Source organism: Pseudonocardia autotrophica (assembly GCF_003945385.1).
GTDB lineage: Bacteria > Actinomycetota > Actinomycetes > Mycobacteriales > Pseudonocardiaceae > Pseudonocardia > Pseudonocardia autotrophica.
In genome coordinates this window covers 6577571-6602323 of sequence record NZ_AP018920.1, presented here as the reverse complement: position 1 = coordinate 6602323, position 24753 = coordinate 6577571, and the positions used below count along the sequence as shown (strand labels likewise).

Genomic DNA, 24753 nt, shown 5'->3' with positions numbered 1-24753 from the left:
GCGGCCCTCAGAGCGGACGCTTGCGGGCGCCGAACGACCGGGCCCCCTGGCCGGGGGTCACGCTCCGCAGCGGTGGGGCGGCTCGTCCGGCAGCGGCCGTGTTGCCGTAGCCGTCGGCGTGCCGGCCGGGCTGGTCCTTCGCGGCGCGGCGGGCGCGGCCGTCGACGTCACCGTCGTCCGGATCGTCGGTGCGGGGCCGGTCACCGTCGCGGGGCCGGTCGCTGCCGCGCGGCGGCTCGTCGTCGTGCGAGTGGTCCCCATCGTGCCCGTGGCCATGGCCGTGTCCGTGCCCGTGGCCGTGCTCGGTGACGACCGCGTTCGGGTCGACCAGGCGCGGGATCGCGTCGAGTGCCTTGCGGACGTCCTTGTCGTACTTCACGACGACCGAGACGGTGTCCGACAGGATCTGCGAGTCGAGCTCTTCGACCCCGAGTACGGCCAGGGTGCGCGCCCAGTCGATGGTCTCCGAGATCGACGGTGCCTTGCGCAGCTCCAGCTCGCGCAGCCCGCGCACCACCCCGACGAGCTCCTCCGCCAGCTGGTCGGTGAGCCCGGTCTTCTTCGACCGCACGATCTCCAGCTCGCGCTGGGCCGAGGGGTAGTCGAGGAACAGGTGCAGGCAGCGGCGCTTCAGCGCGGCCGCGAGGTCACGGGTGTTGTTCGAGGTCAGCAGCACGTAGGGGCGGTGCTTGGCGACGAAGGTTCCGACCTCGGGCACCGAGATCTGGTACTCGCCCAGCGTCTCCAGCAGCACCGCCTCCAGGGCCTCGTCGGCGCGGTCGACCTCGTCGATCAGCAGCACGCACGGCTGCTCGGACCGGATCGCCTCCAGCAGCGGGCGCGGCGCCAGGAACCGCTCGGAGAAGAAGACGCTCTCCTGCGACCCGATCCGGTCGACGGCCGACTCCAGGTCCGGGGCGTCCTCGACGACCTGCCCGATCTTCTCGCGCAGGATCTGGGTGTACATGAGCTGCTTGCCGTAGTCCCACTCGTACAGGGCCTTGGTCTCGTCCTGCCCCTCGTAGCACTGCAGGCGCAGCAGGCGGCGTCCGGTGGCCAGCGCGAGCATCTTCGCCAGCTCGGTCTTGCCGACACCGGCCGGCCCCTCCAGCAGCAGCGGCTTGTCCAGCCGGGTGAGCAGGAAGACCGTGGTCGCGAGCCGGGTGTCGGCGATGTAGCCCTGCTCGCGCAGGGTCTCCACGACCTGGTCGACGGACTCGAACGGCGCCGTGTCCGGCACGGGGCTCTCAGCGCTCGTGGAGTCGGGAACGGGAGTCACGCTGGGAATCTCCTTCACAGGCCGCACCGGAGTCGTGGTGCGGCGGGCCGCGCAGCCGACGGGCCCACCCATCGCGAGTATGACCTCGCGCGGGTGGGCCCGCTGGCGCGAACTGGGATCGGGCCGGCCGGACGATCAGCTGAGCAGGTCGTCCAGATCGCCGTTGATGGAGTGCTCGACGACCGGGCGGACGGTCTCGAAGGTGCACTCCTTCGGGTTGCCCGGGGTGCAGGCGTCACCCAGGACGTGGTTGGTGATGCGGTCGACGTCCGCGGCGTCACCGACGATGGTCGGCGCGTTCTCGTAGAACTTCGTCGGGCCGATGCCCAGCCGGTTCTTCGAGTAGGTGTCCTGCTTGACGTCGGCGAACTTCTCCGGGATGCCCACGTCGCGCAGCAGCCGGATGGACGCGGCGAGCGCGGCGTCGGCGGCCTGCGGCTTGGTCATGCCACGGGTGTCGACGCCCATCGCCTCGGCGATGTCGGCGAAGCGCTCGTAGACGACCGGCATGTTGAACGCCCACACGCGGGGCAGCGCGATGGCGTTGTTCAGGCCGTGGTGGGTGTCGTAGAACGCCGACACCGCGTGGCTGATCGAGTGGATGATGCCGAGGCCACCGGAGTTGAACGCCTGGGCGGCGATGTACTGCGCGTACATCATGCCCTCGCGGCCGGAGAGCTCCTGGCCGTTCCACACGGCCTTGCGCAGGCTCTGCGAGGTGAGCTTGATCGCGTGCAGCGCGTTGCCGAGCGACGGCTGGAAGTCCAGCCGCGAGACGTAGGGCTCGGAGGCGTGCGCGAGCACGTCGAAGCCGCACTGCGCGGTGTAGTCGATCGGGCAGTCGAAGTAGAGCACCGGGTCGTCGATCGCCAGGGTGGTCACCGAGGCGTCGTCGAACGCGACGTACTTGTGCGGGTTGTCGGGGTCGGTCGTGGTGTCGGTGATCACGTACGCCCACGAGGTCTCGGAGCCGGTGCCGGCCGTCGTCGAGACCGCGATGTGCGGCGGGTTCGCCGGGTTCTCGGACTTGTTGAAGCCCTCGAACTCGTTGACGTTGCGGCCGTCGTGGGCGACCGAGACGCGCGCGCCCTTGCAGGCGTCGTGCGAGGAGCCGCCGCCGATCGAGACGAACGAGTCACACTTGTTCTGCTGGTAGAGGCCCACAGCGTCCATGACGTTGTAGTCCTTGGGGTTCGACTCGACCTGGTCGTACACGACGACCTCGAGGCCGTGGTACTTCATCGACTCGACGATCTTGTGAACGATGTCGGTGCCGCGCAGGCCCGACGTCATGACCAGCGTCTTCTTGAAGCCGAGCTTGAGGGCTTCCGGGCCGATGAGCTCGTGCGCGCCGGGACCCATCAGCGCCCGGGGGAACGGGTGGAACTCCTTGATGGGGAACGGCTTGAGCAGCTCGTCTACCTGCATGGCAGCCCTTTCTGAGCACGCGGGTGGGGTCGAGCCGCACGCTAGGACCGGTTGTGGTCCCGGGCACAGGGGTGATCGCGATTACCCCTCGGCAGACCAGGCAGGGGACCCGTCTGAACGGAGGGGGGCAGGGTTAGGTCGCCCTCGACCGAGGGGAGGGCGACGTGTTGCCAAGATATGGCAACAGTCAGGAAAAGGCAACAGTCCGGGGACTGCGCCCGGTGGGTTATGGTCGGTCCGCCGACGGTTCGTGGCGCTCCCCGCGGGGGGTGCCGCGAGACAACAGGGAACCCGGTGCGAATCCGGGACTGCCCCGCAGCGGTGAGTGGGAACGACCGCCGTCATCAGCACTGGGAACCGACCCGGGAAGCGACGGCCAGTAGGCACGAGCACGACGCCCACGAGTCCGAATACCTGCCGCCGGTGCGTGCGCCGACCGGCGTGCGCGGATCCGTGGCCTCGAGGGAGGGCCGAACGGACGACCGGGTGCGCACCGTGCCCGCCGGCGCCACAGTCGGCACCGGTGTGGATGCGTCCGGGACGTGCCGTCGTGCCCTGCTCCGGCGGTGACGGGTCCTCCACCGCGCTCGCGAGGAGAGAGGGCTGTGAGTATGGCCAATTCTGTGCCGTCCGTTTCCAGTACCGGCAGCACCGTCCTGGGCTACCCCAGGATCGGGCCGAACCGGGAACTGAAGCGTGCCGAGGAGGCGTTCTGGGCCGGCCGGTCCGACGCCTCGGCGCTGCACGAGGTGGCGGCAGGTCTGCGCCGCGACACCTGGACCACGCTGCGCGATGCGGGGCTGGACCAGGTCCCGGGCAACACGTTCTCGTTCTACGACCACATTCTGGACACCGCGCTCGCGGTCGGCGCCGTCCCGGAGCGTTTCGCAGGCATCAGCGACCCGCTGGAGCGGCTGTTCGCGATGGCCCGCGGCCGGACCGGTGCTCCGGCCTGCGAGATGACCAAGTGGTTCGACACGAACTACCACTACCTGGTTCCCGAGATCGGCCCGGACACCCGGCTCGCGCCCGGATCGCGCAAGGCGATCGAGGAGTTCCGCGAGGCGCTGCGCTCCGACGTCGTGACCCGCCCGGTGCTGGTCGGGCCGGTGACCCTGCTGCTGCTCTCGAAGCCCGCCGAGGGGGCGCCGGAGGGCTTCCGGCCGCTCGACCTGCTCGGCCCGCTGGTCGAGGTCTACCGGGACCTGCTGGCGGAGCTGGCCGACGCCGGCGCCGAGTGGGTCCAGCTCGACGAGCCCGCCTTCGCCGCGGACCGCTCCGAGGACGAGATCGCCGCGCTGCGCAAGGCCTACGACCGGCTCGCCGCCGCGCCGCGCCGGCCGAAGATCCTGGTCGCGTCCTACTTCGGCGAGCTCGGCCCGGCGCTGCCGGTGCTGGCCTCGACGGCGGTCGAGGGCCTGGCCCTGGACCTGGTCGCCGGCGCGTCCGACCTGGACGGGATCGACGGCATCGAGGGCATCGGCGGCAAGCTCGTGCTGGCCGGTGTCGTCGACGGCCGCAACGTGTGGCGCACCGACCTGGACGCCGCGCTGGTCACCGCGTCGCGGCTGGTCGGCGTCGCGGGCCGGGTGGAGATCTCGACGTCGTGCTCGCTGCTGCACGTCCCCTACGACCTGTCGGTGGAGACGTCGCTGCCCGGCGACGTCGCCGACATGCTGGCGTTCGCCCGGCAGAAGGTCGACGAGGTGGTGCTGATCGGCCGTGCGCTGCACGAGGGCCGGTCGGCGGTGGCCGCCGAGTTCGACGCCGCGAAGACGACCCGCGAGCGGGTCGCGGCGGCCGCCCGCCGCAACGAGAGCGTCCGGGCCCGGCTGGCCGAGCTGGGTGCCGACCACTACCGGCGCGGTGCCGGCGACGTCCGGGCGAAGGTGCAGCGCGAGGCGCTGGGCCTGCCGGACGTGCCGACCACCACGATCGGCTCGTTCCCGCAGACCGCCGAGATCCGCAAGGACCGGGCGGCCCACCGGGCCGGCCGGATCGACGCGGGCGAGTACACCGAGCGGATGCGCCGGGAGATCGCCCGGGTGGTGGCGCTGCAGGAGGAGATCGGGCTGGACGTGCTCGTGCACGGCGAGCCCGAGCGCAACGACATGGTCCAGTACTTCGCCGAGAACCTGGACGGCTTCGCCACCACCGAGCTCGGCTGGGTGCAGTCCTACGGCTCGCGCTGTGTGCGGCCGCCGATCCTGCACTCGGACGTGTCCCGCCGCGACGGCAACCCGATCACCGTCGAGTGGGCGACCTACGCGCAGTCGCTCTCGGAGAAGCCGGTCAAGGGCATGCTGACCGGGCCGGTCACGATCCTGGCCTGGTCGTTCGTGCGCGACGACCAGCCGCTGGGGGACACCGCCCGGCAGGTCGGGCTGGCCCTGCGCGACGAGGTCGTCGATCTGGAGGCCGCCGGCATCCGGATCATCCAGGTGGACGAGCCCGCGCTGCGCGAGCTGCTGCCGCTGCACGAGCGGGACCGTCCCGCGTACATGGACTGGGCGGTGGACGCGTTCCGGATGTCCACCGGCGGGGTCGTGGACGGCACCCAGATCCACACCCACCTGTGCTACTCGGAGTTCGGTGAGGTGGTCGGCGCGATCGACGGCCTGGACGCCGACGTCACCACCGTCGAGGCGGCACGATCGCGGATGGAGGTGCTCGCCGATCTCGGACCCGGCATCCCGCGCGGGCTGGGGCCGGGCGTCTACGACGTGCACTCGCCGGAGGTCCCGGACACCGACGAGCTGGCCGGCCAGCTGACCGCGGCGCTGCGGCACATCGGCTCGGAGCGGCTCTGGGCGAACCCGGACTGCGGGCTGAAGACCCGCGGTGAGCCGGAGACCGTCGAGGCGCTCACCAACCTGGTCGCGGCCGCCCGCCGGGTCCGGGCACAGACCACCGGCTGACGCCGGTGCGCCCCCGCGGCGTCGCACCGGACCGGCCGTCACGGTGTGCGCCGCGGGGGCATCCCTCACGTTCTGTTGAGTGAACAGGTCTGCAGATGTAGGCATGGCCTGTGATCGTGACGACCCCGGGCGTGCGAGTGCTCGCCGCCCTGACCACTGCCGCAGCGCTGCTCCTGGCCGGCTGCGGCTCCCCGTCCGGCGGTGGGACCCCCGATCCCGCCGGTGAGCTGACCGTGGCACTGCAGTTCCCGCCCCGCGCCGACTACGCCTTCGACGCCGACGACGGCAAGCTGCTCAGCTTCCTGGGGGTCGGCGAGACGCTGACCACGGTGGACGACGAGGCCGCGGCCGCCCCCGGCCTCGCCACCGGCTGGGAGCAGGACGGCGACTCGTGGCGGTTCACCCTGCGCCCGGGTGTCGAGTTCCACGACGGCACCCCACTCACCCCGGAGGCGGTGGTGACCGCGCTGCGCTACGTCGCCGGTGTCGAGGCGCCGCCGCGCTCGATCCGCGACATCGGGTTCGAGATCGAGGCCGACGGTGCCGACGCCGTGCGGATCAGCACCACCGAGCCGGACCCGGTGATGCCGCTGCGGATGTCCAGCGGCAACCTCGCGATCCTCGCCCCGGCGGCATACGCCGCCGGGGACGCCCCCGACTACCTGCGCAGCGGGACCGGGCCGCTGGTGCTCGAGACGGTGAACGGGGTGGAGTCCGCGGAGCTGACCCGTTTCGACGGCTACTGGGGTGAGCCCGCAGGCGCCGCCCGGGTCACCGTCCGCTACGTCGAGGACCCGCAGGCCAGGGCGCTCGCCGTGCAGGCGGGCGACGTCCAGTTCGCCGAGGGCCTGCCCGCCGCGCAGCTGGAGCAGGTCCGCTCGGCGGGCGCCGAGGTCGTCGAGTACGAGGGCGCACGGACGGTGCCGTTGCAGCTCAACCAGTCCCGCGCGCCGTTCGACGACGTGCGGGTGCGCCGGGCCGTGACCGAGGCGATCGACCGGCCGGTGCTGGCCGGGCAGGTGCTCGCGGGCAGCGCGCAGCCGGCCGCCGACCTGTTCGGCCCCGCGGTCCCGTGGGGTGCGACCGAGCCGCCGGCGGGCGCCGACGTCGAGCGGGCGCGGGCGCTGCTCGCCGAGGCCGGGTACGGCCCGGAGAACCCGCTGACCGTGCAGCTGTGGACCTTCCCGAACCGGCCGGAGCTGCCCACCATCGCGAACGCGGTGCAGGCGATGCTCGGCGAGGCCGGGATCCGGGTCGAGATCACCGTCGGCAACTACGAGGCCCAGGAGCCCGAGGTGCTCGCCGGGAACTACGACATGTTCCTCAACTCGCGCAGCTACCTGTCCGACTTCCCGGACGCGGCCAGCACGCTCACCTCGGACTACACCTGCGCGGGCAGCTACGCGATCGACCAGTACTGCAGCCCCGCCTACGACGCGCTCGTCGACCGCCTCAACGGCACCGTCGACCCGGCGCAGCGCAGGCAGCTGTTCGCCGAGGCGGCCGGGATGCTCGACACCGACGCCGTCGGGGTGATGCTGGTGCACCCGCTCAACACCGCGGTGCTGCGCGGCGCGACCGGGTTCACCCCGGACCCGCTGCAGGTCCGGCCGGTGCTGCCGCAGCTGATCCCGGCCGGGTGACCGGACTCCTTCTCCTCCTGCGCCGGCTGCTGGTCGTGCCGCCGGTGCTGCTCGCCGCGTCGGTGCTGGTGTTCGCGTTGCCCCGCTGGATGGCGGTGGACCCGGCCCGCGCGGTGCTGCGGGCACGCACCGCCGAGGCCGTCCCGGACCCGGCGACCGAGGCGCGACTGCGGGTCGAGCTCGGGCTGGACCGGCCGGTCGTCGAGCAGTACCTGCGCTGGCTCGGCGGCGTGCTGCGTGGCGACCTCGGCTACGGCTACGTGTCCCGCACCCCGGTCCTCGAGCAGGTCGGCAGCGCGGCGATGGTGTCCGGCCTGCTCACGGTGCTCGCGCTCGCGCTGGCCGCGGCCGTCGGGATCCCGGCCGGGGTGTACGCGGCCCGCCGCCCGGGTGGCCGCTGGGACCGGTTCCTGGGCGCCGGGACGATCGTCGGGGTCGCGGTGCCCGAGTTCGTGCTCGCGCCGTGGCTGGTGCTGGTCTTCGGGGTGTGGGCCGGATTGCTGCCGGCGATCGGCTGGGGCGACCCGGCGCATCTGGTGCTGCCGGTGCTGACCCTCGCCGCGTATCCGGGGGCGCTCGCCGCGCAGCTGGTCCGGGCCGAGACGGTCGGCATCCTGCAGCGCCCGCACGTGCTGCTGGCCCGGTCGAAGGGCCTGTCCGGGCAGCGCGTGTTGTGGCGGCACGGGGCCCGGCTGGCGACCACCTCGGTGACCGCGCTGGCCGGGATGTTCGTGGCCGGGCTGCTCGGTGGCTCGGTGGTGGTCGAGGTGGTCTTCGGCATCCCGGGCCTCGGCCGGCTGTTGCACCGCGCGGTCCCGGCCCAGGACCTGCCGGTGATCCAGGCCGGGACGTTGATCGTGGTGGCGGTGGCGGTGACGGCCGGTGTGCTGGTGGAGGCGATCGCCACCGCACTGGACCCGGTCCGGCGCACGGCGGAGCGGGCCGGATGACCCGGCGCCGGGGATCCGCCGTCCCGGTGGCGGTCGCGCTGGCGATCGGGCTGCTGGTGCTGCTCGCCGGGCCGCTGCTGCTGCCCGATCCGGACCGGGCCGACTTCGCGGGCCTGCTCGCCGGGCCGTCCGCCGCGCACCCGCTGGGGACCGACCAGCTGGGCCGTGACCTGCTGTCCCGGCTGCTCCACGGCGGACGGCTGACGATCGGGCTGAGCCTGTTCGCGGTGCTGCTGACCGGTGCCGTCGGGGTGGCGGTCGGGATGCTCGCCGCGGTGACCGGCCCGTTCGGACGACTGGTGATGCGCCTGGTCGACGTGCTGGCGGCGATCCCGGTGGTGCTGTTCGGGCTGCTGGCCGCGGTCGTACTCGGCCCGGGGACCGGCTCGCTGCTGGTCGCGGTGACCGCGATCGCCTGGACGCCGTTCGCCCGGCAGGTGTACCTGCTCACGCTCGCCGAGATCGGCCGCGAGTACGTGACGGCCGCCAGGGCGCTCGGCGCCGGACCGGTGCGGGTGCTGGGCGGGCACGTCGCGCGCAACCTGGCGCCGCCCCTCGCCGCGCACGCCTGCGTCCGGTTCGCGAGCACCCTGCTGACCGTCTCCGGGCTGTCGTTCCTCGGGCTCGGCGTCCAGCCGCCGGTCGCCGAGTGGGGCGCGATGGTGGCGGAGGGGCGCGAGTACCTCTTCACCGCGCCGCAGGTGGTGCTGGTGCCCTCGGCGGCCGTGGTGCTGACCGCGGGGATCGCCCTGTGGTGGGGACGGCGCTGGGACCGGGTCGGCGCCCGGTGATCCCGGGGGTGCCGGCCGCCGCCGGGGGAGGGCAGGGTGCGGGGATGGACGCCGTTCGGGAGCTGCTGACCGGATACCTCGACGACCCGGACGCGGGCTGGAGCATGGGCGCACCGGGCGCGATCGCGGAGTTCGTCCGGCTGCCGGGCGAGCCGGTCACGACCGGTCCCGGGACCGTGCTGACCGGGCGGGGCGGGATCCGGGTGGATCCGCCCCCGGGCACCCGGCCGGTCGCCTACCGCACGCCGGTCGGCCCGGCGGAGCACTGGAACCACGCGGTCGCGCTGTGCCTGCCCGCCGACGCCGCGCGCCGGGCCGGCCGGACGGCCGTCACCGTGCTCGGTCCGGACGCCGGGGCGCTGCGTGCCGACGACCGGGACGGCGTGCTCGTCGACCTGGGGCTGGGCACGCCGACGGTGGACGCCTGCGTGCGCGCCGCCGATCCGGAGCTGCTGGGCCGGTTGCGGGAGGCACAGGGCGGACCGCTGGACGGCGGGCTCACCGCAGCGCTGGTCTCCGCCGGGCCGCACCGGGTGTTCCTGACCGCGGCCGGCCGGGTCGAGGTGTACGCGGCGATCCCGCCGCCGGACGGGCGCTCACCGGACGGTCCGCACACGCACCTGCTCCCGGACGTGCTGCGCGCCGGGCGCACGCATGCCGCGACCGTCCCGGTCCCCGCCGGGTACCTGCCGTGCGCGCACCTCTACCCGGCCCATCCGCTGACCGATCTGACCGGCGGCCGCCGCCCGTTCGACGCCGGCCGGCTCGCCGCGTTCGACCGGCTGCTCGCCCGGTTCGGCGACCCCGCCCAGCGGGCGATCACCGCCGAGGTGACCCGCGCCGTGCACGCGGCACAGCGGCCCGGCCGGCGCCCGGCCGACGCGCCGGGTCGGGCGGCGCAGGCCGTCGCGCTGCGGGTGCTCGCGCACACCGGCGCCGATCCGGACGTGCTCGCCACCTGGCGCGGCCGGGCCGCCCCGGAGCCGGACCTGCTGGATCCCGGCGGCGACCGCAACGCCGGGTGACCCGGCCTCAGCGGATCCCGCGGTAGCCGTCCCGGCCGGTGTCGCGCCGGCGTTCCACACCGTCGAGTACCAGCGCGACCTTGTCCAGCACGTGCTCCCTCGGTGCGGTCATGATCGCCAGCACCTCGGAGCGGACCGGTTCCTCGAGCGAGTCCAGGTAGGCCGCCGCGGCCTCGGAGATGTCGCCGGGGCCGCCGTCCGGGCCACGGACGAACCGGGCCTGGCCGGCACCGTCGGCGACGATGTCGAGCGCCGCGTCGGCGACCCGGACCGCGGCGCCGGGGGTGAACCCGGCGTCGCGCAGCACGGCGATGATCCGCCGCATCCGCCTGCCGGAGACGGTGGCGAGATCGGCGTCGAAGTCCTGGAGCAGGCCCGAGTAGCGCATCAGCAGGTCGAAGGCCAGCGCCGCCTCGTCCTCCAGGAAGGCGCGCCATCCCCGGTCCGCCGGGGGCAGCGGGGAGCGGGCGAAGATCAGCTCGACCGCGGCGGCGGCGATCTCCTCCAGGCCGTCCACGTAGCGGTACAGGGTGCCCGGCGCGACACCGAGCCGCTCCGCGACGGCCGCCACCGACAGCCGTTCCACGCCGACCTCGACGGCCGCCTCCACGATCTCGTCCCGGGTGAGCCGTGGCTTGGGGCCCGGCCGGTTCCCGGCGCGTGGTCCCGGAGTGATCGACACTCCGGGACCGTACGCCGGGTGGGATTGCAAACGCCATTCATGGATAGCTAAGGTTTCCCTAATCAACGGGAGGTGGCTGTGCGGGTTCGTGGATGGGTTCCGGTCGTCGTCGCGGCGTTCGTGCTGGTTGCGGGCTGCGCCGGGCCGGTGGCAGGGGAGCCGGCCGGCCCGCCCGGCGAGCCGGGCGCGTTCCCGGTGACCGTGCCGCACGGGCAGGGGGAGGCGGTGGTCCCGGGGCCACCGCAGCGGGTCGTCGTGCTCGGCGCGGGTGACGAGCAGATCGCCACCGCACTCGGCGCCCCGATCGTCGGAGCGGTCCGCAATCCCGTCTCCGACGACGGTGGGTGGCTGGGTGTCGATCCGCCCCGCGCGGCCGAGGTGGGCGTGCTCGACTCGATCGAGCCCGATCTGGAGGCGATCGCGGCGCTGCGCCCCGATCTCATCCTGATGACGACCGCGCAGCCGTCGTTCGCCGCCGTCCATCCGCAGATCGCGGCGATCGCCCCGACCGTGTCGTACCGGACCGAGCTGCTGCAGGACCCGGGCGACGAGCTGACCCGGATGATCGGTGCCGCGCTCGGCAAGCCGGCCGAGGCGCAGGATCTGATCGACCGCTCGGCCGCCGCGATCGACCGGTTCGTCACCGAGCACCCGGCACCGGGCAGCTACCTGTTCGGCCAGTTCGTCGGTGGGACCGCCTACCTCGTCACCGCCCCGCACAGCCCCTCGGTCGAGTTCTTCGAACGGCTCGGAGCGACCCCGGAGCCGCAGGTCGCCGCGCTGCCGCTGTGGCAGGCGGGGATGGTGGCGCTGGCGGGCGAACAGCTCCCGCTGATCGGTGCGGCCGAGCTGGTGATCATCGGTACGCCGACCGCCGACGACGAGCGGGCGCTGCGCACGCACCCGCTGGTCGAACGCACCCCGGCCGCCGCGCAGGGGCGGCTGCACGTCGTCTCCGCCGACATCGCAGCACTGCTGCTCACCCCCAATCCCGCCTCGGTCCCGGTGCTGCTGGAGACCCTGCGCCCGATCCTGGAGGCCTCATGACCGCGAGCACCGTCGAGCACGCCCCACCCGAACCGGGCATCGATCCGGAACCGGACCCGAAGGCCCGCGCCCGCGCCGAGTCCGCCGCGCTGGCCGAGCTGCTCCGGCCGGTCCGGGGCACGATCCGCACCGCGCAGGTGCTGGCCGCGATCGGCGCGGCGGCCGGGCTGGTGCCGTTCGTTGCGCTGGCCTGGCTGGCCGCGGCGCTGCTGGAGCCCGGACCGCCGGAGCGCGCGGTCGTGCTCGGCGCGGTCTGGCTGATCGTCGGCGGGCTCGGCGCCCGCGGCGCGATCAGCGGCCTCGCGCTGGCACTGACCCACTTCGCGGACGTCCGGCTGCAGGCGCTGCTGCGCCGCCGGATGGTCGCCCACCTGGGGCGGGTGCCGCTGGGCTGGTTCTCCGAGCGATCCTCGGGGGTGGTCCGCAAGGCCGCCCAGGACGACGTGCACGACCTGCACCAGGTCGTCGCGCATCATCCGGCCGAGTGGGTCGCCGCCTGGGTGCTGCCGATCGCCGGGATCGGCTACCTCGCCTGGCTGGACTGGCGGCTGGCGCTGCTCGCGCTGGTGACGCTGCCGTTCTACGCGGCCGCCTACGCGTGGATGATGCGCGGCTACACCGCCAAGGTCGCTCAGATGAACACCGGCAACGCCCGGATCAGCTCGGCGGTCGTCGAGTTCGTGTCCGGCATCGCGGTGGTCAAGACGTTCGGCCAGGCCCGCCGGGCGCACCGCGGCTACGCCGACGCCGCCCGCGACTTCGGCCGGTTCTACGCCGAGTGCGTCCGCCCGATGCTGCAGGTCGAGGCGTTCGCGACGATGGCGATCTCGGCGCCGGTGGTGCTGCTCGTCTCCTGCGCGGGCACGGCCTGGTTCGTCGGCGCCGGTTGGGTCACCCCGGTCGAGGCGATGACCGGCATCCTGGTCTCGCTGGTCGTCCCGACGACGATCATGGCGCTCGGGTTCGGCGCGTCCAACCGGCGCACCGCCGCGGCCGCCGCGCTGCGCATCCACGAGCTGCTGGCGACCCCGGTGCTGCCGGCGCCGGAGAGCCCGCGCGAGCCGGACGGGCACCGGGTCGAGTTCTCCGGTGTCCGGTTCTCCTACGGCGCCGGTGCCGAGGTGCTGCGCGGGATCGACCTGGACTGCCCGGCGGGCACGGTCACCGCGCTGGTCGGGCCGTCGGGTGCCAGCAAGACCACCCTGGCCACGCTGGTCGCCCGGTTCCACGACGTCGCCGGCGGGCAGCTGCGGATCGGCGGGGTGGACGTCCGCGACATCGATCCCGCGGTGCTCTACCGGCACGTCGGGTTCGTGCTGCAGGACGTGCAGTTGCTGCACGGCACGGTCGCCGACAACGTCCGGCTCGGCCGGCCGGGTGGGTCCGGCGGCGCCACCCCCGATGCCACCCCCGATGCCACCCCCGATGCCGCCACCGACGAGGAGTTGCACGACGCCTGCCGGGCGGCCCGCATCCACGACCGGATACTCGCGCTGCCCCGCGGCTACGACTCCGTCGTCGGCGAGGACGCGCTGCTCTCCGGCGGCGAGGCGCAGCGGGTGTCGATCGCCCGCGCGCTGCTGGCCGACACCCCGGTACTGGTGCTCGACGAGGCGACCGCGTTCGCCGATCCGGAGTCCGAGGCCGAGATCCAGGACGCGCTGTCCGAGCTGGCCCGCGGCCGCACCGTCATCGTCGTCGCGCACCGGCTCTCGACGATCACCGGCGCCGACCGGATCGCGGTCGTCGACGCCGGGCGGATCGTCGAGTCCGGGACGCACGACGAGCTGCTCGCCACCCAGGGCCGCTACGCCACGATGTGGGCCGCGCACCGGTCCGGGGAGGACTCCCGATGATCTCCGACCTGCTGCTGATCCTCGGCCCGCAGCACCGCCGCCGGATGTTCACCTACCTGGCCTGGGTGATCGGCTTCGGGGTGCTGCAGGGCATCGCGACGGTGCTGCTCGTCCCGTTCCTGGAGGCGCTGCTGGTCGGTGACACCGCGGCCGCCTGGACCTGGACCGGTGCGCTGCTGATCGCCGTCGTACTGGCGTGCGTCGCCTACCACGTGCAGGCCATGCGCGGCTTCGGTGTGGCGCTGGTGGTGCTGACGACGATGCACGAGCGGCTCGGCGACCACATCTCGGCGCTGCCGCTGGGCTGGTTCTCCGCCGAGCGGGTCGGCCGGCTCTCCCGGCTGGTGACCGGCGGCACGATGATGGTGGCCGGGCTGTTCGCGCACCTGCTGACGCCGCTGGTCGTCGCGATCGCCACCCCGGCCACGATCGCGCTGGCGATGCTGCTGTTCGACTGGCGGCTCGCGGTCGCCACCGGGATCTGCGCGCCGCTGCTCTGGCTGGCGTTCCGGTTCGCGGCCGGCTGGGTGGGGCGCGGCGACGAGCTCGACGACGCCGCTGCGGTCGCCGCCGGGAACCGGGTCGTCGAGTTCGCGCGTGCCCAGCGGGTGCTGCGCGCCTTCGGCCGCGGAGCGGGCGGCTACGCCCCGCTGGAGGACGCGATCGAGAGCCAGCGCCGCGCCGGGCGCCGCTCGCTGTGGCTGGCGACCGCCGGCATCGTCGCGGGCGGGTTCGCGGTGCAGGTCGCGTTCAGCGTGCTGATCCTCACCGGCGCCTATCTCGCGCTGGGCGGCACCCTCGATCCGGTCCGGATGATCGCGCTGGTCGCGCTGGCCGCCCGGTTCACCGGCCCGCTGGCCGAGGTGGGCGACTACGCGGGTATCGTCCGGATCGCCCGCAACGACCTGCGCAGGCTGGTCGCGGTGCTGACCGAGAAGGCGCTGCCGGAGCCGGAGACGACGGCCGCCCGGCCGGAGCCCGGCGTCGTCGAGCTGGACCGGGTGAGCTTCGGCTACGAGCCGGGGGCGCCGGTGCTGCGCGAGGTCTCGCTGCGGATCCCGCCCCGCTCGACGGTCGCGCTGGTCGGCGCCTCCGGATCCGGCAAGACCACGGTGACCCGGCTGATCGCCCGGTTCTGGGACGTCGACGCCGGGACCGTCCGGGTCGGTGGCGCCGACGTCCGCGACCAGACCACCGAGGACCTGATGGCCCAGCTGGCGCTGGTCTTCCAGGACGTCTACCTGTTCGACGGCACGCTGGAGGACAACGTCCGGCTCGGCAGGCCGGACGCCGCCCCGGCCGAACTGGCCGAGGCGGCCCTGCTGGCCGGCGTCACCGAGATCGTGCGGCGGCTGCCGGACGGCTGGGCGACCCGGGTCGGTGAGGGCGGGACCTCGCTGTCCGGCGGGGAACGCCAGCGGGTGTCGATCGCCCGTGCGCTGCTCAAGAACGCCGACGTCGTGCTGCTCGACGAGGCGACCGCCGCCCTGGACCCGGAGAACGAGCGGTTCTTCACCGAGTCGATGCGGGTGCTCGCGCAGCGCTCCACCGTGCTGGTGATCGCGCACCGGCTGCCGACGGTGGTCGGGGCGGACCGGATCGTCGTGCTCGACGACGGCCGGATCGCCGAACAGGGAACGCACGCCGAGCTGCTCGAGCTCGGTGGCCGCTACGCCACCTTCTGGGAGTCCCGCCGCCGTGCCCGCGGCTGGCGGCTCGTCCCGGCCCGCACCCCACAGGAGAGCCCGTGACCCAGCCACTGCCCCCCTACGTCCTCGGCCGGGTGGCCGGGGTCGAGCCGCTGACCCCGCTGATGCGCCGGATCACCCTGGAGTCCGACGACTGGCGCGGTGCGACCTCGATCGCGCCCGACCAGCAGGTGAAACTGTTCCTGGCCCGGGACGGCGGGATCCCCGAGATTCCCGGCGCCCCGGAGGACGGCAGCGGTGTCGCCGGGTGGTACGCCCGCTACCTGGCGGTCCCCGAGGAGCGCAGGCCGTGGATGCGGTCGTACACGGTGCGCTCGCTGGATCCCGACGGCGGCCGGATGGTGATCGACTTCGTGCTGCACGGGCTGGACGACGGGCACGCCCCGGCCGGTCCGGCGAGCCGGTGGGCGGCCGGTGCCGCGGTCGGTGACGTGGTCGGCGTGCTCGGCCCGGCCGTCGCCGGCTACCGGACGCCGTCCGGGCAGCCGGTCCGGCTGCTGGTCGGCGACGAGACGGCGCGCTCCCGGCGATCGCGGCGACCCTGGAGTCGCTGCCCGCCGACGTCGGCGCGGTGGCGGTGGTGCAGGTGGCAGGCCCGGCCGAGGAACAGCAGCTGAGGTCGCCGGCCGCGCTCACCGTGCACTGGGTGCACCGGCCCGGCTCGCTGCTCGACGCGGTGCGGACGGTGCCGCTGCCGGACGCCACGGACCAGGTGTTCGCCTGGGTGGCGGGGGAGGCGTCGGCGGTCCGGGCGGTGCGCAGGCATCTGGTCGGCGATCGCGGCCTGGACAAGCGCGCGGTCGCCTTCACCGGCTACTGGCGGGCCGACCTGACCCAGGACGACGCGCCCACCGAGCAGGACCTGGCGGACGCCACCGAGCAGATGGCGGACCAGACCGCCCCGTGAGCGGTCTCATCCCATCAGGTGAGGCAGCCCCTTGTTGAGGACAGCCTCACTTCATAGATTCGTCCTGTGGTGACATCGGACCCGTACGTCGCGCTGGTCACCGGCGCCGCCCGTGGCATCGGCGCCGAGGTGGCGTCGGCGCTGGCGGCGCAGGGCCGCCCGGTGGCCCTGCTCGACCGGGATCCCGGCGTCGCCGGTACCGCGGCCGCGCTGGCGGCCGGCGGTGCGCAGGTGCTGCCGCTGGTCGCCGACGTCGCCGACGCCGGTGCGGTGGCCGACGCGGTCGACGCCGCCGAGCAGGAGCTCGGCCCGCTCGGTCTGCTGGTCAACGCGGCCGGTGTGCTGCGGACCGGATCCGTGCTCGACGCCGACGACGCCGATCTCGCGGCCTGCCTGGCCGTCAACACCACCGGGGTGTGGAACGCCGGGCGGGCCGCCGGCCGGCGGATGTACGGGCGCGGCTCGGGCGCGATCGTCACGGTCGCCTCGGACGCGTCCCGGACCCCGCGGGCCGGGATGGCGGCCTACGCCGCGTCCAAGGCCGCGTCGGTCTCGCTGACCCGCACGCTGGGCCTGGAGCTGGCACCGCACGTGCGGTGCAACGTCGTCTGCCCCGGCGCGACCGACACCGCCATGCAGCGGGCGCTGTGGCCCGACCCGGACGACGACACCGGTGCGGCCGCCGTCGTGGCCGGGGCGCCGCAGCGCTACCGGCTCGGCATCCCGCTCGGGCGGATCGCGCAGCCCGGCGACGTCGCCGCCGCGGTGCTGTTCCTGGCCGGGGACGCCGCGCGGCACATCACGATGCAGACCCTGACCGTCGACGGCGGCGCGAGCCTCGGCTCGTGATCGGCCCGCCCGTGATCGGCCCCGGCCCGTGACCGGACCCCCACCCGGAAGGACGCACCCGTTGACCGATCTCGACCACGTGCCATGGCCGCCGGAGGTCGCCGCCCGCTACCGCACGCTCGGGTACTGGCGCGGCCAGACGTTCGGCGCCTGGCTCTCGGAGCTCGCCGCGACCCACCCGGAGCGCACCGCGGTCGTCGGCCGGACCGGGACCGTGGCGCAGCGGTGGACCTTCGCCGGGCTCGACGACCGGGCGCACCGGCTCGCGGCCGGGCTGCACGGGCTCGGGATCCGGCCCGGTGACAACGTGCTGCTCCAGCTGCCGAACGTGCCGGAGTTCCTGTCGGTGGTGTTCGCGCTGTTCCGGCTGGGTGCCCGGCCGGTGTTCGCACTGCCGGCGCACCGCGGGACCGAGCTGCGCCACGTCGCCGAGTGGTCCGGCGCGACCGCCGTGATCACCGTCGACGCACACGCCCGCTTCGATCACGGCGCGCTCGCCCGCGCCACCGCCGACGCGGTGCGCACGGTCCGGGAGGTGGTCGTCCTGGACACCGGATCGGGCGGCACGACCGACGGCGCGGCCGGGCTGGCCGAGCTGGCCGCGGCGGATCCCGACCACGAGCCGGCGGACCGGGATCCGGGCGAGGTGGCGTTCCTGCAGCTCTCCGGCGGGTCCACCGGACTGCCCAAGCTGATCCCGCGCACCCACGACGACTACCTGTACAGCGTCCGGGAGAGCGCCCGGATCTGCGGCCTGCGCCCGGACAGCGCGTACCTGGCGGTGCTGCCGGTGGCGCACAACTTCCCGCTCAGCTCGCCGGGGGTGTTCGGTGCCCTGCACGCGGGAGCGGCCTCGGTGCTGGCCCCGGCGCCGGACGCCGCCACCGCGTTCGAGCTGATCGAGCAGGAGCGGGTGACGATCACCGGGCTGGTCCCGCCGCTGGCCGCCGCCTGGGCCGAGGCCGCCGGGCGCAGCACCCGGGACCTGTCCAGCCTGGAGGTGGTGCTGGTCGGTGGCGCCAAGTGCGGCCCCGAGCTGGCGTCCCGGATCGGCCCGGCACTGGGCTGCCGGCTGCAGCAGGTGTTCGGGATGGCCGAGGGCCTGGTCTGCTACACCCGGCTCGACGACCCGGACGAGCTCGTCCTGACCACCCAGGGGCGCCCGATCTCAGCGGACGACGAGATCCGGGTCGTGAACCCGGACGATCCGGCCGCCCCGTCGGACGCGCAGGTGCCGCCCGGCCGGTCCGGGGCACTGCTCACCCGCGGGCCGTACACGATCCGCGGCTACTTCCGGGCCGGTGAGCACAACGCGACGGCCTTCACCGCGGACGGCTTCTACCGCACCGGCGACCTGGTGCGCCGCGGCCCGACCGGGCACATCGAGGTCGTCGGCCGGGTGAAGGAGCAGATCAACCGGGGTGGCGAGAAGGTCGCCCCGGCCGAGGTGGAGGACCACCTGATGGCGCATCCGGACGTGCTGGACGCCGCCGTCGTCGGTGTCCCCGACGAGTACCTCGGCGAGCGCACCCGGGCCTGGGTGGTGCCGCGCCCCGGTGCTGCACCGACCGGCCCGGTGCTGCGGCGCTTCGTCCGCGAGCGCGGGGTGGCCGCGTTCAAGATCCCCGACCTGGTGGAGATCGTGCCCGGATTCCCGGTCACCGGGGTCGGCAAGACCAGCAGACGCGAGCTGCGCGAGGCGCTGCGGGACGCCACCGGTCCGAGCAGCCCCGCCGATCCGATCCACCTTGAACACGAGGAGCGCACACCATGACCGTGTCACCTGCCGAGGACCGGGTCCGGGCGGACGTCGCCGCGCTGCTCGGCTGCGATCCCGCGACCATCGGCCCCGACGACGATCTGCTCGACCTGGGGCTCGACTCGGTGCGGATCATGTCGCTGGTCGAGCGGTGGCGCGCCGACGGTGCCCCCGACCTGAACTTCCCGGATCTCGCCGAGGAGCCGGTGCTGCGCCGCTGGGCGGAGCTGCTGCGCGACGCACGATGAGGGGGTGACGTTCCGGACAAAATCCGGCCACATGGTGGATCTAGTGGCGAGACGTGACATATGAACAACCTGTCAAGTGTCTTGTGAGCTCGATCGACGATGTGGAGCCGCGATGTCCGTCCGGTCCGTTCCCCGCCGGATCATTCCGGTCGCCGTGACGGCGGTCGCCGTGCTGGCCCTCGCGGCCTGCGGCGGCCCGCCCGCACCCGAGGCCGGCGGCGCGGCGGGCGAGCCCGTGACCGAGGTCAACTGCGGGATCGAGGTGACCGTCCCGGCCCCGCCGGAGCGGATCTACGCCTTCTACCAGCCCGCGATCGAGACGCTGCACGCGCTCGGGGTCAGCGACCGGCTGGTCGGCACCGCCTACCTCGACGCGCCGGTGCTCGACGAGTTCGCCCGGGCCCAGGAGGACGTCGCCTACCTGCCCGATCTCCCCACCCGGGAGGTGCTGCTCGCCGCCGAGCCGGACTTCGTGCTGTCCGGGTACAACAACTCCTTCGCCGCGTCCGGGGCCGAGACGGTCAGCACCCGGGCCGACCTGGCCGAGCTGGGCGTCCGGACCTGGATCAACGCCCCGCTGTGCCCGACCGAGGACGGCGCGTCCGACGAGGCCATCGATCCCGCTCAGGTGTCGATGGACACGATCTACGACGACCTGCGCTCGCTGGGCCGGTTGCTGGGCGCGCAGGAGCGGGCCGACGAGCTGGTCGCGGACCTGCAGGGGCGGGTGACCGCGGTGCAGGAGCGCGTCGAGGGCAAGCCGAAGCCGCGGGTCGCGATCCTGCTCAACGACGACGACGGCAGCTACCGGGTGGCCTCGGGCATCGACTTCGGGAGCCGGATCCTGGAGATGGCGGGCGCCGAGAACGCGTTCGCCGACCTCACCGAGCGCCGGCACGTGGCGGTGTCGAAGGAGGAGCTGATCGCCAGGGACCCGGACATCATCCTCACCTCGACCTGCTGTGACCCGGCCACCGTGGACGCCGACGGGGAGTCCGACGTCGCGCAGATCATGGGCGATCCGGCGCTGTCGGGCAGCACCGCGGTCCGGGAGAACGCGGTGCACCCGTTCCTGTTCGCGAACCGGGCCGCCAGCCTGCGCGCCCCCTACGCCGCCGAGCAGGTCGCGGACCTGGTCCACCCGGAGTGAGCGTCCCCGCCCCGGCGCGGCCCGCCGGGGTCCGGGTGCGGGCGGCGGCCCCGTGGGCGCTCCCGGCGGTGGTGCTGCTGGTCGCGGTCGCGGTGCTGGCGTCGCTGAAGGTGGGTGCCCGCCCGCTGGGCTGGGCCGAGCTGCACGCCGGGCTGTGGCACTTCACCGGGACGCAGTCCGACATCGTCGTGCGGCACGTCCGGCTGCCGCGCACGGTGGCCGGGCTGCTGGCCGGGATCTGTCTGGGGCTGGCCGGGGCCGTGGCACAGGGCGTCACCCGCAACCCGCTGGCCGGGCCGGGCACGCTCGGCGTGAACGCGGGCGCGGCCGGCGCGATGATCGCCGTCATCGCACTGGCCGGCGTCGGGTCGCTGAGCGGATACGTCTGGTTCGGCTTCCTCGGCGGTGCGCTCGCGGCCGCGGCGGTCTACGCGATCGGCGGCTCCGGCCGGGACGGGGCCACGCCGGTGAAGCTGGCGCTCGCCGGGGCGGCCGTCTCGGCCCTGATCATGGCGATGACCTCGGCATTCGTCCTGCTCGACCGGGACCTGTTCGCCCGCTACCGGTACTGGGTGATCGGGTCGCTGGCGCGCGCCGATCTGGTCACGGTCGGCCAGGCGGTGCCGTTCGCGGTGGCCGGGGTGCTGCTCGCGGTGATCCTGGTGCGCCGGCTCGATGCGGTCGCGCTCGGCGACGACACCGCCCGCAGCCTGGGTGCCCGGCCGGGGACGACCCGGGTGACCGGCCTGGTCGCCGTCGTCGTGCTGGCCGGGACGGCGACCGCGGTGGCCGGCCCGGTCGCCTTCGTCGGTCTGGTCGCGCCGCACGCGGCCCGGCTGCTGGTCGGGACGGCGCACCGGTGGGTGCTCCCGCTGTCCGCGCTGCTGTGTGCGGCGGTGGTGCTGCTCGCCGACGTCGCCGGCCGGGTGGTGCTGGCCCCCGAGGAGGTCCAGATCGGGGTGACCGCGGCGCTGCTGGGCGGGCCGGTGTTCCTGTACCTGGTGCGGACCCGGAAGGTAGCCGCCCTGTGAATGGTGACCGCCCTGTGAGTGGTGACCGTCCTGTGAGTAGCGGGATGCTGGTCGTCCGCCGCGGGCCGTTCTCGGCCCGGTTTGGGGTGCGCGGGCTGCTGCTCGCCGGGTGCACCTGGCTGGGCGCGGTACTGGTCGCGCTGTGGGCCACGGCGGTGGGTGAGTACCCGATGCCGCTGTCGACGGTGCTCGACACGCTCGCCGGCAACGGCACCCTGATCACCTACGACGTGGTGGTGAACCACCGCATCCCGCGTGCCCTGACCGGGGTGCTGGTCGGCGCGGCGTTCGGCGTCGCGGGCGGGGTGCTGCAACGCCTCGCGCAGAACCCGCTGGTCAGCCCGGACGTGATCGGGATCAACGCGGGTGCCTCGGCCGGCGCCGTCCTGATGATCATCGGGTTCGGGGCGACCGCGGTCTGGGTGACCGGCGGTGCGCTGGTCGGGGCCGGGGTGGCTGCCGTCGCGGTGTACGCCGTCGCCTACCGCAACGGCTTCTCCGGCTACCGGCTGGTGCTGGTCGGGATCGGGGTGGCCGCGATCCTCAGCGCGGCGGCGACCTTCCTGCTCAGCCGGGCCGACATCAACGCCGCGTACCAGGCCGCGGTCTGGCTGGTCGGCAGCCTGTCCGGGCGGTCGTGGCCGGACGTCGTTCCGGTCGCCGCCGGGCTGTGCCTGCTGCTGCCGCCGATGCTGGCGCTGACCCGCAGGCTGGCGGTGCTCGAGCTCGGCGACGACCTGGCCCGGGCGCTGTCCCCGCGGGTCGGCCGGGCCAGGGTCGGATTGCTGGCCGGTGCGGTCGGGCTGCCGGCGCTGGCCACCGCGTCCGCCGGGCCGGTCGGGTTCGTGGCGCTGGTGGCACCGCAGATCGTCCGCCGGGTGCTGCGCGAACGCAGTCCCGGCCTGCTCGCCTGCGCCGGGACCGGCGCGTTCGTGGTGGTGACCGCCGATCTGGTGGCGCGTACCGCCTTCGCGCCGCGGGAACTCCCGGTCGGCGTGCTCACGGCGCTCGTCGGGGCGCCCGTACTCATCGCGCTGCTGGTGCGCGGCAACCGGATCGGAGCAAGCGGATGACCCTGACCGGCCACGACCTGAGCCTGGGCTACACGGCCGGGCAGCCGGTCGTCGACGGGCAGTCGGTGCAGATCCCGGACGGCCGGATCACCGTGATCGTCGGGCCGAACGCCTGCGGCAAGTCGACCCTGCTGCGCGGGCTCGCCGGCCTGATGCGCCCGCAGGCGGGCCGGGTGCTGCTCGACGACACCGAGCTGTCCCGGCTGCCCGCGACCGAGCTCGCCCGCCGGCTCGGGGTGCTGCCGCAGCAGCCGACCGCACCGGACGGGATCACCGTCGCCGATCTGGTCGGCCGCGGGCGGCACCCGCACCAGCGCTGGTTCCGGCAGTGGTCCGAGGACGACGAGCAGGCCGTCACCGCCGCGCTGGCCGCGACCGGGCTGACCGATCTCGCGGACCGGCCGGTCGCCGAGCTGTCCGGCGGGCAGCGCCAGCGGGCGTGGATCGCGCTGGTGCTGGCCCAGGGCCCGGAGACGATGCTGCTCGACGAGCCGACCACGTTCCTCGATCTCGCACACCAGCTCGACGTGCTGGAGTTGATGCGCACGGTCAACGTCGAGCAGGGCCGGACGGTGGTGATGGTGCTGCACGACCTGGAGCTGGCCGCGCGCTACGCCCACCACCTGATCGCGATGGCCGGTGGCCGGATCGTCGCCGAGGGTGCGCCGGGCGAGGTGGTCACCGAGGAACTGGTGTCGTCGGTGTTCGGGGTGGACGCGCTGGTGACGGCCGATCCGCTGACCGGCACGCCGCTGGTGCTGCCCCGGCCGCGCAGGTGAGCTGATTCACTGCTGGACTGAGCAGGTGCTCATGTATCAATCTTCTCCATGAGGATCGACGAACTCGCCCGCCGGACGCCGCTGTCGCGGCGGGCGCTGCTGCTCGGCGCTGCCGGCCTGGCCGGTGCGGTGGCGCTGGGCGGGTGCGGCAGTGCCACCACACCGGCCTCGCAGGACGCCGGCCCACCCCGGCCCGGTGGCCGGCTGCGGGTCGCGCTGGCCGGTCAGTCGCCGTCGGCGGACGTGCTGGACCCGCACGTCGCCGGGTCGGCCGCCGCCGGTGCGATCGCCAAGAACGTCTGGGACCGACTCGTCGCCTACGAGAACGACCTGACGCTGCGCTACCGGCTCGCCGAGTCGCTGGAGCCCAACGCCGACGGCACCGAGTGGCGGATCACCCTGCGGCCCGGCGTGAAGTTCAGCGACGGCAGTCCGCTGACCTCCCGGGACGTGCTCTACAGCATCGAGCGGATGCTCGACCCGGCCAAGCCGTCGTCGGCCGATCTGTCGATGGTGGATCCGGCCCGGAGCAGGGCCGACGGTGATCTCGCGGTGCAGGTCGCGCTGTCCGAGCCGCTCGCCGATCTCGGATCGGTGCTCGCCGGCTGGTACGTCTACGTGGTCAAGGAGGGCAGCGACACCTTCGACGCGTCCTCGCTGCCGGTCGGCACCGGACCGTTCGTGCTCCGCGAGTGGTCCCCGGGGGACCGGGCGCTGCTGGTGCGCTACCCGGAGTACTGGGACGGTGTCGCGCACCTCGACGAGGTCGAGATCCTGCAGATCGCGGAGCCGCAGGCCCGGGTGAACGCGTTGCGCTCCGGCGAGGTCGACATGATCGACCAGACACCGGCGCTGCACGCCAGGACGCTCGCCGACGAGGGCACGTTCCGGTTGGTCGAGCCCCGGCTCGGCACCATGGCGGCGCTCCAGATGCGGGCCGACACCCCGCCCTTCGACGACGTCCGGGTGCGGCAGGCGCTGCGCATGGCCGTCGACCGGCAGGCGATGGCCGACACCGTCTACCTGGGGTTCGCCGAGGTCGGTAACGACCTCTACGGCCTGGGCGCCCCGTTCTACGCCGGCGACATCGCGCAGCGCGCGCACGATCCTGCCGGGGCGCGCGAGCTGCTCCGCCAGGCCGGTCAGGAGAACCTGACCGTCACCCTCACCACCGCCGACTCCAGCCCCGGCCAGCTCGACTCGGCGACGCTGTTCGCCGAGCAGGCCCGCGAGTCCGGGATCACGGTGAACCTGGAGACCGTCCCGGCCGACAACTACGCCGCCCAGGTCTCCGGGCAGCGCGCGTTCACCCACAACAACTGGTGGAACTACAGCCTGGACTACTTCTACGGCCAGACCACCACCTCGGACGCGCCCGGCAACGCCGGCTGGCGGAACCCGGAGTGGGACGCGAAGTTCGTGACGGCCCGGGGCACCCTCGACGTCGACGAGCGGGCCGCGCTCTACGCCGAGCTGCAGCAGACGCTGTGGGACTCCGGCGGGCTGATCCTGCACAACTTCGTCAAGCAGCCCGTCGGGATCGCGCCGACGGTGCAGGATGTGCCCGAGTTCGTCCTGGGCAACGACGACTGGGCCAACTACCGCGGCGTGTGGCTGTCGGAGTGACCG

General features: G+C 74.0%; 21 protein-coding genes and 1 riboswitch. Of the genes, 18 read left to right on the top strand and 3 right to left on the bottom strand.

Translation table 11 applies throughout. The features are described from left to right. Positions 1-7 precede the first annotated feature (7 nt). Together Pdca_RS30675 and mdo are read right to left on the bottom strand one after the other, a co-directional pair. Positions 8-1279: an AAA family ATPase gene (locus Pdca_RS30675; protein WP_232021298.1), complete on the bottom strand. Its 1272-nt coding sequence runs from the start codon at positions 1277-1279 to the stop codon at positions 8-10. A gap of 135 nt (positions 1280-1414) precedes the next feature. Beyond that, positions 1415-2707 carry an NDMA-dependent methanol dehydrogenase gene (mdo, locus tag Pdca_RS30670; RefSeq protein WP_085910506.1) on the bottom strand — a complete coding sequence of 431 codons (1293 nt, stop codon included), beginning with the start codon at positions 2705-2707 and terminating at the stop codon, positions 1415-1417. 227 nt (positions 2708-2934) lie between these two features. After that, positions 2935-3143, top strand: a riboswitch (cobalamin riboswitch). A gap of 175 nt (positions 3144-3318) precedes the next feature. Here mdo and metE point away from each other — a divergent pair. The 5 genes from metE to Pdca_RS30645 all read left to right on the top strand — a co-directional run bounded on the left by metE (position 3319) and on the right by Pdca_RS30645 (position 10034). Next, positions 3319-5625 carry a 5-methyltetrahydropteroyltriglutamate--homocysteine S-methyltransferase gene (gene metE, locus Pdca_RS30665; protein WP_085910507.1) on the top strand — a complete coding sequence of 769 codons (2307 nt, stop codon included), beginning with the start codon at positions 3319-3321 and terminating at the stop codon, positions 5623-5625. A gap of 116 nt (positions 5626-5741) precedes the next feature. Continuing rightward, positions 5742-7268, top strand: a complete 1527-nt coding sequence (locus tag Pdca_RS30660) for an ABC transporter substrate-binding protein (RefSeq protein ID WP_232021296.1) — start codon at positions 5742-5744, stop codon at positions 7266-7268. Continuing rightward, positions 7265-8218, top strand: coding sequence for an ABC transporter permease (locus Pdca_RS30655; protein WP_085910509.1), 954 nt, complete (start codon positions 7265-7267; stop codon positions 8216-8218). Before Pdca_RS30660 ends, Pdca_RS30655 begins: the two co-directional genes overlap by 4 nt. Continuing rightward, on the top strand, positions 8215-9009 hold the full coding sequence (locus Pdca_RS30650) for an ABC transporter permease (RefSeq protein WP_085910510.1): 795 nt from the start codon (positions 8215-8217) through the stop codon (positions 9007-9009). Before Pdca_RS30655 ends, Pdca_RS30650 begins: the two co-directional genes overlap by 4 nt. A 44-nt stretch (positions 9010-9053) precedes the next feature. Next, positions 9054-10034, top strand: coding sequence for a DUF6925 family protein (locus Pdca_RS30645; RefSeq protein ID WP_125911623.1), 981 nt, complete (start codon positions 9054-9056; stop codon positions 10032-10034). Between the two features lie 7 nt (positions 10035-10041). Here the strand turns inward: Pdca_RS30645 and Pdca_RS30640 are convergent, their stop codons facing one another. Beyond that, positions 10042-10716, bottom strand: coding sequence for a TetR/AcrR family transcriptional regulator (locus tag Pdca_RS30640; RefSeq protein WP_158092025.1), 675 nt, complete (start codon positions 10714-10716; stop codon positions 10042-10044). A gap of 78 nt (positions 10717-10794) precedes the next feature. On the opposite strand from Pdca_RS30640, the gene Pdca_RS30635 reads away from it, so the two are divergent. From Pdca_RS30635 to Pdca_RS30580, 13 genes are all read left to right on the top strand, one after another. Further along, positions 10795-11763, top strand: coding sequence for an ABC transporter substrate-binding protein (locus tag Pdca_RS30635; RefSeq protein WP_158092026.1), 969 nt, complete (start codon positions 10795-10797; stop codon positions 11761-11763). Further along, on the top strand, positions 11760-13619 hold the full coding sequence (locus tag Pdca_RS30630) for an ABC transporter ATP-binding protein (RefSeq protein ID WP_085910513.1): 1860 nt from the start codon (positions 11760-11762) through the stop codon (positions 13617-13619). The genes Pdca_RS30635 and Pdca_RS30630 overlap by 4 nt, the downstream gene beginning before the upstream one ends. After that, positions 13616-15370 (top strand): ABC transporter ATP-binding protein, encoded by a 1755-nt coding sequence (locus Pdca_RS30625; RefSeq protein WP_085910694.1) that lies wholly within the window; start codon positions 13616-13618, stop codon positions 15368-15370. Before Pdca_RS30630 ends, Pdca_RS30625 begins: the two co-directional genes overlap by 4 nt. After that, entirely contained in the window at positions 15367-15945 is a 579-nt protein-coding gene (locus Pdca_RS30620) for a siderophore-interacting protein (RefSeq protein WP_197719854.1), read from the top strand. The genes Pdca_RS30625 and Pdca_RS30620 overlap by 4 nt, the downstream gene beginning before the upstream one ends. Further along, on the top strand, positions 15900-16235 hold the full coding sequence (locus Pdca_RS36530; protein WP_232021295.1) for a siderophore-interacting protein: 336 nt from the start codon (positions 15900-15902) through the stop codon (positions 16233-16235). The genes Pdca_RS30620 and Pdca_RS36530 overlap by 46 nt, the downstream gene beginning before the upstream one ends. A gap of 66 nt (positions 16236-16301) precedes the next feature. After that, positions 16302-17084, top strand: a complete 783-nt coding sequence (locus Pdca_RS30615) for an SDR family NAD(P)-dependent oxidoreductase (RefSeq protein WP_197719853.1) — start codon at positions 16302-16304, stop codon at positions 17082-17084. A gap of 61 nt (positions 17085-17145) precedes the next feature. Further along, a complete protein-coding gene (locus Pdca_RS30610) occupies positions 17146-18858 on the top strand; it encodes a (2,3-dihydroxybenzoyl)adenylate synthase (RefSeq protein ID WP_085910514.1) in 1713 nt (570 codons plus the stop codon). After that, positions 18855-19091, top strand: coding sequence for a phosphopantetheine-binding protein (locus Pdca_RS30605; RefSeq protein WP_085910515.1), 237 nt, complete (start codon positions 18855-18857; stop codon positions 19089-19091). The genes Pdca_RS30610 and Pdca_RS30605 overlap by 4 nt, the downstream gene beginning before the upstream one ends. 112 nt (positions 19092-19203) lie before the next feature. Beyond that, positions 19204-20241: an ABC transporter substrate-binding protein gene (locus tag Pdca_RS30600; RefSeq protein WP_085910516.1), complete on the top strand. Its 1038-nt coding sequence runs from the start codon at positions 19204-19206 to the stop codon at positions 20239-20241. Continuing rightward, complete coding sequence (locus Pdca_RS30595) at positions 20238-21272, top strand: FecCD family ABC transporter permease (protein WP_085910517.1); 1035 nt, start codon at positions 20238-20240, stop codon at positions 21270-21272. Before Pdca_RS30600 ends, Pdca_RS30595 begins: the two co-directional genes overlap by 4 nt. 32 nt (positions 21273-21304) lie before the next feature. After that, positions 21305-22345 (top strand): FecCD family ABC transporter permease, encoded by a 1041-nt coding sequence (locus Pdca_RS30590; protein ID WP_232021294.1) that lies wholly within the window; start codon positions 21305-21307, stop codon positions 22343-22345. After that, complete coding sequence (locus Pdca_RS30585) at positions 22342-23124, top strand: ABC transporter ATP-binding protein (protein ID WP_085910519.1); 783 nt, start codon at positions 22342-22344, stop codon at positions 23122-23124. The genes Pdca_RS30590 and Pdca_RS30585 overlap by 4 nt, the downstream gene beginning before the upstream one ends. A gap of 48 nt (positions 23125-23172) precedes the next feature. Continuing rightward, the gene (locus Pdca_RS30580) at positions 23173-24750 is read left to right on the top strand and encodes an ABC transporter substrate-binding protein (RefSeq protein WP_085910520.1); all 1578 of its coding nucleotides are present in this window, start codon (positions 23173-23175) and stop codon (positions 24748-24750) included. The last annotated feature ends 3 nt before the right edge of the window (positions 24751-24753 follow it).

Bases quoted from the DNA above. Each gene is read 5' to 3' on its own strand.
- Pdca_RS30605 (WP_085910515.1), top strand. From the start codon at position 18,855: ATGACCGTGTCACCTGCCGAGGACCGGGTCCGGGCGGACGTCGCCGCG.
- metE (WP_085910507.1), top strand. From the start codon at position 3,319: ATGGCCAATTCTGTGCCGTCCGTTTCCAGTACCGGCAGCACCGTCCTG.
- Pdca_RS30645 (WP_125911623.1), top strand. From the start codon at position 9,054: ATGGACGCCGTTCGGGAGCTGCTGACCGGATACCTCGACGACCCGGAC.
- Pdca_RS30580 (WP_085910520.1), top strand. From the start codon at position 23,173: ATGAGGATCGACGAACTCGCCCGCCGGACGCCGCTGTCGCGGCGGGCG.
- Pdca_RS30600 (WP_085910516.1), top strand. From the start codon at position 19,204: ATGTCCGTCCGGTCCGTTCCCCGCCGGATCATTCCGGTCGCCGTGACG.
- mdo (WP_085910506.1), bottom strand. From the start codon at position 2,707: ATGCAGGTAGACGAGCTGCTCAAGCCGTTCCCCATCAAGGAGTTCCAC.
- Pdca_RS30625 (WP_085910694.1), top strand. From the start codon at position 13,616: ATGATCTCCGACCTGCTGCTGATCCTCGGCCCGCAGCACCGCCGCCGG.
- Pdca_RS30585 (WP_085910519.1), top strand. From the start codon at position 22,342: ATGACCCTGACCGGCCACGACCTGAGCCTGGGCTACACGGCCGGGCAG.
- Pdca_RS30630 (WP_085910513.1), top strand. From the start codon at position 11,760: ATGACCGCGAGCACCGTCGAGCACGCCCCACCCGAACCGGGCATCGAT.
- Pdca_RS30650 (WP_085910510.1), top strand. From the start codon at position 8,215: ATGACCCGGCGCCGGGGATCCGCCGTCCCGGTGGCGGTCGCGCTGGCG.